The organism is Rhizobium glycinendophyticum (genome assembly GCF_006443685.1).
In the GTDB taxonomy this organism is placed as follows: domain Bacteria; phylum Pseudomonadota; class Alphaproteobacteria; order Rhizobiales; family Rhizobiaceae; genus Allorhizobium; species Allorhizobium glycinendophyticum.
On sequence record NZ_VFYP01000003.1, the window covers coordinates 64,217 to 76,521 of the forward strand.

Genomic DNA, 12,305 nt, shown 5'->3' on the forward strand with positions numbered 1-12,305 from the left:
CTAGCGGCGGATCGGACCGGTTGACTGACGAATCCGCATCTCCGGCTTGATCAGGTGGATGCCGTCAGGCTCATGACTGCCCGCAAGCTTGTCGAGCAGGGCACGGGCCGCGAGCCGTCCGACTTCCGCCTGTCCGTTCCATACGGTCGTCAGCGACGGGGTCGCGATTGACGCCTCTTCGAGGTCATCATAGCCCGTAACGGAGATATCCTGACCGGGGATCAGACCGGCACGCGCGATGCCGTTCATCAACCCGATCGCTACCAGATCGTTCCAGCAGACGGCAGCAGTCGGTTTCTGTGGCAGCGACAGGAAGTTGACGGCAGCCTCGAACCCGCCTTGCTTGGTGCGTGGGCCAGGAATGCGAAGACCGGGATCGACCTCGATACCCGCCTTGCGCAACGCATTCACATAGCCCTGGTAGCGGTCACGGCCGGTCGATGTCTGATCCGTACCGCCGATCATGGCAATCGAGCGATGCCCGAGGCCAATCAGATGATTGGTGGCAAGCGAGATTCCATAGGTGTCATCACCGCGATAGATCGGGACGTCGACACCTTCCATGGACCGCGCCACGAAGATCGCCGGCATGCCGTTGTTTTCCGCTAGCGCCACGTCTTCCGGCGGCGTGCCGATGGCGGGCGACATGATGACACCGTCCCCGCCGAGCTGCAGCAGGGTTTCCACGAACATGCGCTGCTTGTCGACACTGTCGTAATGATTGGACAGGATGAAGGTATGCCGGCTGCGGTCGAGCTCGGTTTCGATGGCTTTCAGAATTTCCCCGTAGAACGGGTTCATGATGTCATGCACGACGACGCCGATGATCCCGGAGCGGGAGGTGCGCAGACTGGCGGCACGCCGGTTGTAGATATAGCCGAGATGCCGGGCCTGCTCCTTGATCTTCTCCCGCGTGTCGACCGCCACCAGAGGACTGTCACGCAGCGCAAGCGAGATGGTGGCAGTTGAAAGACCAAGAGACTCCGCAATGGTCGAAAGCTTTACCTTTTGCGCCACGTTTCCTCCCTCGCAGCAAAATCGGTGGTCGCCTTGGCGCCCTTAAACGTTTTAATTAAACAATTAAAAGGGCCTTTTCAATCGTCTTCATCAACGTCGTTGGCGGAACGAGAGAGTGAGACCTTACCCGACAGATTGCCATCGACGATGGCCAGCAGCTTGACCAAAGTTCGCAATTCCTTGTTGGAGAGGCCCCGCACCGCTTCCTGCTCGCACTCTGCCGTCGCACCGGCAATGCGCTCGACGGTGTTGCGCCCCTCCTCCGTCAGATGGACCTTGGTCAGGCGTGCATCGCGATCATCCGCCCGACGAAAGACGAAACCCTGCGCTTCCATGCGGCCGATGGTGCGGGTCATGGTGGGTGCCTTGACGCCGAGACGCTGGGCAAGAGCACCGGGGGTAAGCCCGTCTTCCACCGACAGCAACTGGATCACGCCATCCTGCCCCGGATAAAGGCCGCTTTCGGCAAGGCCATGCGACAGCCGGGTGCGCATGCCGCGCGCCACCTGCGTCACGGCATTGGCAAGTGTGCCCGGAGCGGCAGGCTCTTTCTTCTTGCCGGCCTTCTTCCGCTCAGCCTTTTCAGACTTGTCTTTATCGGCCCGCTCCTTGTCGGCCTTGTCCTTTTTCGCCATTACTCTCCCCGGGCTTCGCGCATCTGCGGCATGGTCGGCCTACCACCCGGACAGGCCGTCGAACTGGCTGCAAGTCTTAACGAAGATCAGGAGGCGATGCCAGATGTCGAAACCGATGCCTTGGTACGAGGAAAACAATCCATCTCTTGAGCCCGAAGAACGGGCGGAATGGATCGCCGTCCTCCCCCTTGGCGCGCACGAGCAACACGGGCCGCACTTGCCGTTCGACACCGACACGCTGATCGCCCGCGGCATAGTAGATCGTGTCGTGGCGGCCTTGCCTGCCTCCTTGCCGGTGACGGTGCTTCCGGTCGAGACAGTCGGCTACTCCATCGAGCACATGGACGTCGAGGGCACACGCACCCTTTCCTATGACGAGGCCATCACCCGCTGGCTCGCCATTGCCGAGAATCTCCATCGTCGGGGTATCCGTAAACTGGTTCTCCTCAACGCCCATGGCGGCAATTCGCCATTACTGACCATCGTGGCAACCGAAGCGCGCGTGCGCTTCAACATGCTGGTCGTGGCAACCAGCTGGACCCGCTTCGGTCAACCGGACGGCTGGATGGCCCCGGAAGACAAGGCGATCGACATTCATGGCGGCGATATCGAGACATCGGTGATGCTGGTGCTCTGCCCCGAACGCGTCGACATGACGAAGGCAGCCGCCTTTCCTTCGCGCCAGGCAGAATACACCACGCGCTTCAAGCACCTGCGCGCCTACGGCCCCCACGCGTTTGGCTGGAAGATGTCAGACCTCAACAAGGACGGCGTCGCCGGCAATGCTGCGGCAGCGACGGCGCAGCGGGGTGAGAAGCTGATCGCCCACAGCGTGAAGGGGCTGATTGAGCTGCTTGAGGATGTACACGGGTTTGATGTGACGACCCTTCGGTGAGCTTGCATCCTCGTACGGATAAGCTCATTTTCGAAGAGAACCGAGGGTTGCCGCATGAGGATTTTCCGTACAGGACGCGCAGGAAAATTAGGCGAACTCATCGATCGGGCAGACAAGGGAGAAGACATACTCCTGACCCGAGACGGAGATCCGATTGCGCGTATTGTTCCTTTGAAGGCTGTCGAGACGCCCACGAGAAGCAGAGACGAGTTCCGCGTCGCCCTACGCGAGATCAAGGAACGAGCGCGGCAGACGGCAGACCCATTTCCGGGCGAAACTGCCGCCAGAAGCCAAGACTTCCTGTATGACGAGGATGGCCTGCCGCAGTGATCGCCATCGACACCTCAGCTCACATGGCAATCTTACAACAAGAAGTACACGGAGTAGCCTGTGAACAGGCCATAGGAAGGGCCGGGCGGCGGCTCATTTCTGCGGCGACGATCGCTGAATGCCTCATCGTGGCAAGTCGTCGTCGACTTACCGGCCCCATGCAAAGTCTCTTCTCCATTGTCGTAACCGAAACCATAGATCTCACCCAGGCCCGATCCGAACGCGCCGCAGCTACCTACAAGCGCTTCGGCAAAGGCATCCGTCCCGCATCCCTCAACTTCGGCGATTGCTTTGCCTACGCTACGGCGACGGAATTCGACTGCCCGCTGCTCTATGTCGGCGATGACTTTGCGCGCACCGACCTTCGCTCGACACTCTCCACCTCCTCTCCGCATGAAAGCCTTTGAACTGGCGAAGCGGAACGCCTATATGGGGTAATACAATTACAGCCGCACCGCCCGGCACCCCCTGACATCTGAGGCTTTCATGACCGAAGCATCCGTAAAACCGACACCCGTCACCGTGCTCACCGGCTATCTCGGCGCCGGCAAGACGACGCTCCTCAACCGCATTCTGTCTGAGAACCACGGCAAAAAATACGCCGTCATCGTCAACGAGTTCGGCGAGATCGGCATCGACAACGACCTGATTGTCGAGTCGGATGAAGAAATCTACGAGATGAACAACGGCTGCGTCTGCTGCACCGTGCGTGGCGACCTTATCCGTGTCGTTGAAGGCCTGATGCGGCGTCCGGGCCGCTTCGATGGTATCATCGTCGAGACCACGGGCCTCGCCGATCCTGTTCCGGTCGCACAGACCTTCTTCATGGACGACGATGTCCGCACCAAGACGGAGCTTGATGCTGTCGTCGCCCTTGTGGATGCCAAGCATCTGCCGCTGCGCCTCAAGGACAGCCGCGAAGCCGAGGACCAGATCGCCTTCGCCGATGTCGTCGTCATCAACAAGGCCGACCTTGTCAGCCATGACGAACTCCACCAGATCGAGCACATCGTGCGCGCCATCAACCCGTCGGCCCGCATCTACTCGACCACCCGGTCGGGTGTCGATCTGACAAAGGTTCTCGACCAGGGCGCCTTCAACCTTGAGCGCGCACTGGAAAACGACCCGCATTTCCTCGATCATGACGATCCGAACCATGTCTGTGGTCCGGACTGCGACCACGATCATCACCATGGCCATGAACACCACCATCACGACCACCACGATCATGGTCACGGGCACGATCATGGCCATGGCCATCACCATCATGACCACGCCCCCTCGGCGATCCATGATGTCACCGTCACCTCGGTCTCGCTGCGCGGCGGCGAGATGAACCCGGATCGCTTCTTCCCGTGGATTCAGAAGGTCACCCAGACGCAAGGGCCGAATATCCTACGCCTCAAGGGCATCATTGCCTTCAAGGGCGATGAGGAGCGTTATGTCGTTCAGGGCGTGCACATGATCGTTGAAGGTGATCACCAGCGTCCGTGGAAGGATGGCGAAAAGCGCGAAAGCCGCCTCGTCTTCATCGGCCGCGAGCTTGACCGCGAGAAGCTCGAAGCGAGCTTCAAGGCCTGCGAAGCCACCGCCTGAACCACCTGAGCGGGGCGCAACGCGCCCTTCTCCGCCAGAACTTTGCCTGAAAGAAAGCTTGTTCGTATGCCTACAGTCGCCCCGCTCGATATCGAAGGTCACGTTGTCTCGACCCATTTTCTCGGAGACATCCCGGTCTTTGCTGCCGCAACGGGCGCCATCCACCGTCTGGACGGCGGCGAGAAGGTGACGGAGGCCAATGCCGGCCTTCTCACCTGCGTCAAGGATCCGGCGAGCCAGACCCTGCTCACCGGCGGCGAAGACGGCCGCGTTCTGCGCATTGCCCATGACGGCACGGTGACAGAACTGGCCCATGTACCGCGCAAGTGGATCTCTGTCGTGGCACCAGGCCCCCAGGGTGCGGTGGCTTATGCGCATGGCAAATCGACCTTCGTCCGCCTCGCCGATGGCACGACGAAGGATTTTACCGAGGAGCGCACTGTCGAGGCAGTCGACTTCGCGCCGAAGGGCCTGCGCATCGCGGTCGCCCGCTATAACGGCGTGACGCTCCACTGGGTCGGCACCGCGGGTGCCCCGGTCGATCTCGAATGGAAGGGCGCACATACCGGCGTCACCTTCTCGCCCGACGGCCGCTTCGTCGTCACCATGATGCAGGAGTCAGCGCTCCACGGCTGGAAGCTCGACGGCAAGGGATCTGACACGCGCCATATGCGCATGACGGGATATCCGGCGAAGGTAAAGTCGCTCTCCTGGTCACCCAAGGGCAAATGGCTCGCCTCTTCCGGCGCACCCGCCGCCATCGTCTGGCCTTTTGCCGGCAAGGATGGCCCTATGGGCAAGGCGCCACTTGAGCTCGGAACGCGTGCCAATATCATGGTCACCAACGTCTCCTTCCATCCGGCTGAGGAGGTTTTGGCGATCGGCTTCATTGATGGCATGATCCTGGCGGTTCGCATCACCGACGGCAAAGAGGCACTCCTGCGTCGCCCGGGCAAGGGGGCAATCACCTCGATGGCCTGGAGTTCCAGCGGCAAGCTTCTGGCTTTCGGCTCGGAATCAGGCGACTGCGGCGTGGTCGACATCGCCGGTTGATTGTGCCCAAAGCAGCCGAAACACTTCTCAATTGCGTGTAGAGCATACATTTTTCGCCCCTAGAGTTAGGGGAGGCGAAAAATCGCATATTTTGGTTCACCGAATACTTACCTTAACCATGCGGTAGTAATTCCATCCCTAATTTGGGGTGGGCGAGCAAGAGACAGAACGCCGGGTCTCGCCTGGACTGGGAATCACTCCTTCAAAATGTTGCGAACAATATCCGATTCAACGATGGCAAGACCTGCCAGCGGGGCGCAGACGCGTGCGAACTGCTACGGCTTGGTCTATCGCGCCAATGGACCCGCCCCATGAACCTGAACCTCAAAATCGTCGTTACGGCAACCGGCCTCGCCCTGGCTGCAGGCATCGTCACCGTCGCCGGCATCGGCACCCAGACCTTGCAGACGCTCAAGGTCAACGGACCGATCTACAAAGAGATCGTCGACGGCAAAGATCTGATCGCCGACATTCTGCCGCCGCCGCTCTATCTGATCGAATCCTATGCGCTCGCCAACGAGACGGTCGTGCATCCCGACACGACTGCAATCAACGTGCCGCGCTTCGAAGTACTGCAGAAGGCCTATGAAGAACGGCGCGAGTATTGGAAGAATTCGACCTTGCCGGAAAACTTGCGCAACCAGCTGTACAACAAGGTGCTGACCAAGGGCGACGTCTACTGGAAAACCCTGCGCAACGATTATCTGCCCGCTTTGCAGGCGGGTGATGCCAGCGCTATCAATCCGGTCCTCATCAAACTGAAGACCGAGTTCCACGACCACGAAGTGGCCGTAAACGAACTCGTGGGCATGGCAACCGAGTATCTGGTCAACAGGGAAAAATTCGCAGCGGAAGAATCCGCCAGCCGCGAACAGCTGAGTTTTGTACTGGGTCTCCTGCTGATCAGCATGGCGCTCGGCACCGTCTTCTTCATCCACCGCCGCGCCCTGAAACCGCTGGGCGAGATCACCGACTACATGACCCGCATGGCCGAGGGTGATCTTCAGTCCGTCGTGCCGCATGCAACGCGCAAGGATGAGATCGGCCATATTGCAACAGCCGTCGAGGTGTTTCGCCAAGCCGGCCTGGAAAACCAGCGCCTGCAGGCGGAGACGGAGGCCGCCCGCAGCGAGGTCGACCGTCAGCGCGCTGCCCGAGATCAGGACCGCATGATCGAGGCGGAAGCCCTGCGCTTCGTCATTGAGGCCCTCGGTGCCGGTCTGCATCGTCTTGCCGAATGCAACATTCGCATCACGCTGGACGAGGCGTTCGACGCCCGCTTCGAGCCACTGCGCCACGACTTCAACCATTCGATCGCAACGTTCCAGGCCACGCTCGAAAAGGTTCTGGAAGAAACCCGTCGGCTGCTGGAGAACAGCCAGGAAATGCGCGAGGCCTCCGGCAATCTGGCGACACGCACCGAGCAGCAGGCCGCCGCCCTGGAACAGACTTCGGCAGCACTCGAGCAGGTGACCGCAACCGTCCGTTCCTCCGCGGAACGCACACACGACACCCGCGAGCTGGTCCGCGAAGCCAAGCACTGTGCGGAAGCCTCCGGTGGCGTGGTGCGCTCGGCGGTCTCTGCCATGCAACGGATCGAAACGGCCTCTTCGGAGATCGGGCAGATCATCGGCGTGATCGATGAGATAGCCTTCCAGACCAATCTTTTGGCTTTGAATGCCGGCGTAGAAGCCGCTCGCGCTGGTGAGGCCGGCAAGGGCTTCGCGGTTGTCGCCCAGGAAGTCCGGGAGCTTGCCCAGCGGTCTGCCAATGCTGCACGCGACATCAAGGGATTGATCCAGAAATCGAGCGTGGAAGTATCGTCGGGCGTGCAGCTCGTCGGCGAAACCGGCACGGCCCTCACCCAGATCGGCGACTATGTCACCCGAATCGACACCAATGTCGATGCAATCGCCACGGCTGCCCGCGAGCAGGCGGTCGGGTTGCAGGAGATCAGCGCCGCGATCAACAGCATTGATCAGATGACCCAGCAGAACGCGGCAATGGTCGAGGAAACGACTGCGATCAGCCATACGCTTGCAGAAGGTGCGGTCCAGCTCACCTCCCTGGTCAACCGCTTCCAGCTCAACCGGCGTAGCGCAATTCGCGGCGACGACACGGCAATCCCGATGGTGGAGCGACCAGCCTCGGCCGCCTGAGTAACCACGCCGGCAAAACAAAAAAGCCCGGCTTTCCGAAAAGGAGAGCCGGGCTTTTCATTCAGTCAGTCGATCAGAACTTGACGGCGAGGCCGACGTTCACGACGTGCTGGTCGAAGTCGACGTCAGCACCGCCCAGGTCACCGCTGCCGAAATCGTTGTAACGATATTCGATGCGAGTGAACATGCGGTCGGTTACGGCGTAATCAACGCCACCGCCGATGGTCCAGCCGTGCAGCGTGTCATCGTCATCAACGCCAGCGCCGTCAGCCGAGATGTTGCTTCCGGTGTAACCGCCAGCTGCGAACAGCAGGGCACGGTCCATGGCATAACCAACACGTGCACGCGCGGACCAGTTGAGACCGCTGTTGATGTCGGTGCCTGCAACGGTTTCTTCGTTCCAGTCGTAGTTTAGATCGCCTTCGAGACCGACCACCAGCTGGTTTCCGAGATCCCAGTTGTAGCCGACGAAGCCGCCGAAACGCGCGCCGTCGAAATCTTCGTCGAAGGTAGCGCTAGAACCGTCGCCCCAGCCGTAGCCGGTGAGAATACCGGCATAACCGCCAGCCCAAGAAAACTGCGGAGCAGATTCCACGGCAACCGGCGGCTCTGCCGGCGCTTCGTAAATGGCGTCCGCTGCGAAAGCCGAGGTCGAAATTGCCATAGCTGCGGCAGATCCGAGAAGGAAGGTTTTGAACATATGAGTCACTCCTGTTTACGAGATCGCTTATATCACCATCCAGGATTTCATTGTGTAATAATTATACAACACAACATCACAAACCCGTCTGGTGCCTGAGTTCCCGCCCGAGCGATCAGATCGCCGGACCCTGCCCCAGAAGTCCCCAGCCTCCAGATGGTTCCCGAACACGGCGAAAAAAAGTTGATGCCGGACACAAGCGCGTGAGCCGTGGCTGAAATGCCACGAAATCGGCATGCAAAAAGGGCGACCGCAGCCGCGATCGCCCTCCGCTTCATCCCGTCAGATCTGTGGGATCAGAACCGGTACGTTACACCCGCACCAATCAGCCAGGGGTCCAGTTTTGCCTTGCCGGTATAGGTCGTACCGCCAATGGTGGCCTCGTAGTCCGGGCGCAGGAAGAGCTTCTTGACGTCGAAGTTGACGCCCCAGTGATCATTGATCATGTAGTCTGCACCGACCTGCAGAGCCGCGCCGAAACTGTCCTTCACGTCCACATCACTCGCCGCGTCACCAGACTGGTTGTAGAACATCGTGTAGTTCACACCGGCACCCATATAGGGCTTGAAGGCGCCAAAATCGGTGAAGTGATACTGCAGCGTCAGCGTCGGCGGCAGCACCCAGGTCTTGCCGATCTTGCCAAGACCCGCAATCGAACCCTCACCATAAATATTGGCATAGGTCGTGCCGAGGATCAGTTCGGCAGCGATATGGTCGGTCAGATAGTAGGAGATATCGAGCTCGGGGATGACGCTGTCGCTGTAGGACAGACCAGAACCACTGATCTGGTCGACGGAACCCGAATCATGGGTGATGACACCGAGTCCGCGAACGCGCACTTGCCACGGGCTCAGCGCCGCGACCGCATCCATCGTCGCCTGTGGTACCGGCTCCTGCGCGGGCGCCAGATCCGCAGCCACCGCCATCGGGGCGGCGAGCAGTGCGAGGCAAGTGGTAACAAGCGCGCGAAGGCGCAGTGAAGGGGCGGCGGTCATGTCTCTCTCCTTGTACAGTTCGGCAAAGCCACCCGCAGGTAACGTCCGGACCCCACTGGTCGAGTTGAGCCAGATCAATAGGTTAGCAAGTGCGCAGAGAGAAATGGTCGCAAAGGCGAGACTGTTGCAGACAGGCCACAACCAGCTTTGACGATTGCAAAACTGACGACAGATGGGGCGTCCATCTGCTCGAATACAGGACGAAATACATGAGCCCGGCTCTGCCGCGACAGAAACCGGGCTCGACTCACGCGGTGGTTGGCTCAGAATTTCAGGCCGAGGCCCGCTTGAACGACGTGTTGGGTGAAATCGATATTGACCGCACCGACATCGGCATTGCCGTAATCGTTGTAACGATACTCCGCCCGCACAAAGATGCGATCGTTGATCGCGTAATCCACGCCCGCACCAACGGTCCAGCCGTTCATCGTCTCGTCAATCGATACACCGGTATCGTCGTAACTGAACTGGGTGGCTGCCCAGCCGCCGGCAGCGTAGACGAGCGCCCGGTCGACGGCATAACCGACACGACCACGGACGGCGCCATGAATATTGCTGCCGAAGGTCTCTGTCCCGTCCTCGCGCTCGTTCCAGTCATAGCCGAGATCGCCCTCAATGCCGACAATCACAGAAGAACCGAGATCCACATTATACCCGGCAAAGCCGCCGAACCGGCCACCGTCGAAATCGATGGTGCCCGAAGCGCCGCCGGCCGCCGCATCGCCCTCGCCCCAGCCGTACCCGGCATGTAAGCCGACATAACCGCCAGCCCAGGAAAACGACGACACTGCGCTTGCCTCGGGCGGAGAAGCCGGCGCAGTTTGAACCGCGTCGGCGGCCTGCGTCACGCCGGACAGCAGGAGCGCCAGGGCCGCTCCAATAGACAAAACTTTCCACATTCCCATTCTCCTCGATCACCACAACCCGCTTATTCGGTGATGACTGTCTTAGAAAATGAATGGGAGCGCTGGCAGTCCAATCTCTGCAGGTATTTTGCTCGGGGACCGCGTGGTGGCCCGCGGCCCCCGTTGCGCTGGAGGCAAGGGGAGTTCTGGGACCGCCTCAGGCTGCGCGGCGCAAGCCCGTCGGCTGCGACAGCATGCGCCCGGAGGCGACAACCATGCCGGCGGCTCCTTCGAGCCAGCCATGCACGAGTTCCAGCGCCAAGAAGCGATCACGCGCGAACGGACCCGGCATCACCAGATGCTGCGTCTTCTCGGCAAAGAAGCCGAAGCGCTCGTAATAAGGCGCATCGCCGACGAGCAGTACGGCGCCATGGCCGCGCTTCTTGGCTTCCATCAGGGCGGCGCGCATCAAGGCGGCTCCGATGCCCTTGCCTTCCTGAGCGGAATCGACGGCAAGCGGCCCGAGCAGCAGCGCATCGATGGCGCGCCCCTCGCGGCTCACGCCCGCTTCGATGTTCCAGAGGCGCACGGTGCCGATGACGTGACCCGAGACATCGCGGGCGACGAGCGCAAGGCCTTCGGCGGGGATCCGGCCGCGACGGATCTTCTCGGACGACTTGTTGCGGCGATCCGGACCCATGGCACGATCGAGCAGCGCTTCGCGCGCCACGATGTCGGCTGGCGTTTCAGTATCGATGACGAAGGCAGGCGCCGGCGCAAAGAGCGCGCGCATGCTGGTCAGAACAGCGGCCATTGTGGCCTCCCATCCCAAGCGGTGACGATGATTGTGAAGATCCGCGCCGGTTTTCCGGCGCGGGAGACGTCAGATGACGTAGGACTTCAGCGGATCAAACCCGTTGAACGCCACCGCCGAATAGGTGGTTGTGTAGGCGCCGGTTCCTTCGATCAGAACCTCGTCGCCGATCGAAAGCGAGATCGGCAGCGGATACATGTTCTTCTCGTAGAGAACGTCAGCCGAATCGCAGGTAGGGCCGGCAAGAACGCAGGGTTCCATCTCGTCGGCGTCACGGGCGGTGCGGATCGGGTAACGGATCGCCTCATCCATGGTTTCGGCGAGACCGCCGAACTTGCCGATGTCGAGGAACACCCAACGGTGCTCGTCATTGTCCGACTTCTTCGAGATCAGCACGACTTCCGCCTTGATCACGCCAGCATTGCCGACCATGCCGCGGCCCGGCTCGATGATGGTCTGCGGGATGTTGTTGCCGAAGTGCTTCTTCAGCGACTCCTTGATCGCCAGACCATAAGCTTCTGCCGACGGGATGTCGCGCAGATACTTGGTCGGGAAACCACCACCCATATTGACCATCTTCAGAACGATGCCCTGCTTGGCCAGCGAGTTGAACACACGCTTTGCATCGGCAAGGGCGCCGTCCCAGGCATCGACCTTGGTCATCTGCGAACCGACATGGAACGAGACGCCGAAGGATTCGAGGCCGAGCTGGTGTGCGTAGACGAGAACGTCGACGGCCATCTGCGGCACACAGCCGAACTTGCGGGAAAGCGGCCACTCGGCGCCTTCACCGTCCGTTAGGACGCGGCAGAACACGCGGGAGCCGGGAGCGGCACGCGCGATCTTCTCGACTTCCTCGTGGCTGTCGACGGCATAGAGGTTGACACCGAGTGCGAAGGCACGAGCGATGTCGCGCTCCTTCTTGATGGTGTTGCCGAAGGAGATGCGCGAAGCATCCGCACCGGCATCAAGTGCCATCTGTATTTCGGCAACGGAAGCGCAGTCGAAGTTCGAGCCCAGCGATGCCAGAAGCTGGAGGATCTCCGGCGCCGGGTTCGCCTTGACTGCGTAGTAGATGGCGCTGTCCGGCAGGGCGTGACGGAAGGCGCCGAAATTGTCGCGCACAACGTCGAGGTCGACCACGAGGCAGGGACCTTCCGGACGTCGGGTGTTGATGAAGTCGAGGATACGTGCAGTGGTCATCGGTCTACCTTCCAAATTCCAAGCTTCCCGAAGCGGCCAGGCTTCGGATGGACAAAGGACGGC

Annotated in this window: 13 protein-coding genes; 6 read left to right on the forward strand and 7 right to left on the reverse strand. The window is 60.7% G+C overall.

The features are described from left to right. Together FJQ55_RS17375 and FJQ55_RS17380 are read right to left on the reverse strand one after the other, a co-directional pair. Complete coding sequence (locus tag FJQ55_RS17375) at positions 1 to 1,017, reverse strand: LacI family DNA-binding transcriptional regulator (RefSeq protein WP_140830196.1); 1,017 nt, start codon at positions 1,015 to 1,017, stop codon at positions 1 to 3. Positions 1,018 to 1,094: 77 nt separating this feature from the next. Continuing rightward, positions 1,095 to 1,652: a MarR family winged helix-turn-helix transcriptional regulator gene (locus FJQ55_RS17380; RefSeq protein ID WP_140830199.1), complete on the reverse strand. Its 558-nt coding sequence runs from the start codon at positions 1,650 to 1,652 to the stop codon at positions 1,095 to 1,097. A 103-nt stretch (positions 1,653 to 1,755) separates the two neighbouring features. Between FJQ55_RS17380 and FJQ55_RS17385 the strand changes: the two genes are divergently transcribed. The 6 genes from FJQ55_RS17385 (at position 1,756) to FJQ55_RS17410 (ending at position 7,685) form a co-directional block, all read left to right on the forward strand. Further along, positions 1,756 to 2,547 carry a creatininase family protein gene (locus tag FJQ55_RS17385; RefSeq protein ID WP_140830201.1) on the forward strand — a complete coding sequence of 264 codons (792 nt, stop codon included), beginning with the start codon at positions 1,756 to 1,758 and terminating at the stop codon, positions 2,545 to 2,547. Between the two features lie 54 nt (positions 2,548 to 2,601). Next, positions 2,602 to 2,877, forward strand: coding sequence for a type II toxin-antitoxin system Phd/YefM family antitoxin (locus FJQ55_RS17390; RefSeq protein WP_140830203.1), 276 nt, complete (start codon positions 2,602 to 2,604; stop codon positions 2,875 to 2,877). Beyond that, the gene (locus FJQ55_RS17395) at positions 2,874 to 3,284 is read left to right on the forward strand and encodes a type II toxin-antitoxin system VapC family toxin (protein WP_140830205.1); all 411 of its coding nucleotides are present in this window, start codon (positions 2,874 to 2,876) and stop codon (positions 3,282 to 3,284) included. The genes FJQ55_RS17390 and FJQ55_RS17395 overlap by 4 nt, the downstream gene beginning before the upstream one ends. Before the next feature lie 79 nt (positions 3,285 to 3,363). Beyond that, positions 3,364 to 4,473 (forward strand): CobW family GTP-binding protein, encoded by a 1,110-nt coding sequence (locus tag FJQ55_RS17400; protein ID WP_140830207.1) that lies wholly within the window; start codon positions 3,364 to 3,366, stop codon positions 4,471 to 4,473. A 66-nt stretch (positions 4,474 to 4,539) separates the two neighbouring features. After that, positions 4,540 to 5,526, forward strand: coding sequence for a WD40 repeat domain-containing protein (locus FJQ55_RS17405; RefSeq protein ID WP_140830209.1), 987 nt, complete (start codon positions 4,540 to 4,542; stop codon positions 5,524 to 5,526). Positions 5,527 to 5,837: 311 nt separating this feature from the next. Further along, positions 5,838 to 7,685: a methyl-accepting chemotaxis protein gene (locus FJQ55_RS17410; RefSeq protein ID WP_140830211.1), complete on the forward strand. Its 1,848-nt coding sequence runs from the start codon at positions 5,838 to 5,840 to the stop codon at positions 7,683 to 7,685. A 73-nt stretch (positions 7,686 to 7,758) separates the two neighbouring features. Here FJQ55_RS17410 and FJQ55_RS17415 read toward each other — a convergent pair whose 3' ends face one another. The 5 genes from FJQ55_RS17415 to odc2 form a co-directional block, all read right to left on the reverse strand. Continuing rightward, positions 7,759 to 8,385 (reverse strand): outer membrane protein, encoded by a 627-nt coding sequence (locus tag FJQ55_RS17415; protein WP_140830213.1) that lies wholly within the window; start codon positions 8,383 to 8,385, stop codon positions 7,759 to 7,761. A gap of 296 nt (positions 8,386 to 8,681) precedes the next feature. Beyond that, the gene (locus tag FJQ55_RS17420) at positions 8,682 to 9,380 is read right to left on the reverse strand and encodes an OmpW/AlkL family protein (protein ID WP_140830215.1); all 699 of its coding nucleotides are present in this window, start codon (positions 9,378 to 9,380) and stop codon (positions 8,682 to 8,684) included. A gap of 263 nt (positions 9,381 to 9,643) precedes the next feature. Further along, positions 9,644 to 10,279, reverse strand: a complete 636-nt coding sequence (locus FJQ55_RS17425) for an outer membrane protein (protein ID WP_140830217.1) — start codon at positions 10,277 to 10,279, stop codon at positions 9,644 to 9,646. A 163-nt stretch (positions 10,280 to 10,442) separates the two neighbouring features. Continuing rightward, on the reverse strand, positions 10,443 to 11,039 hold the full coding sequence (locus FJQ55_RS17430) for a GNAT family N-acetyltransferase (RefSeq protein WP_140830219.1): 597 nt from the start codon (positions 11,037 to 11,039) through the stop codon (positions 10,443 to 10,445). Between the two features lie 69 nt (positions 11,040 to 11,108). Continuing rightward, entirely contained in the window at positions 11,109 to 12,242 is a 1,134-nt protein-coding gene (gene odc2, locus FJQ55_RS17435) for an ornithine/lysine decarboxylase (protein ID WP_140830221.1), read from the reverse strand. Between the last annotated feature and the right edge of the window lie 63 nt (positions 12,243 to 12,305).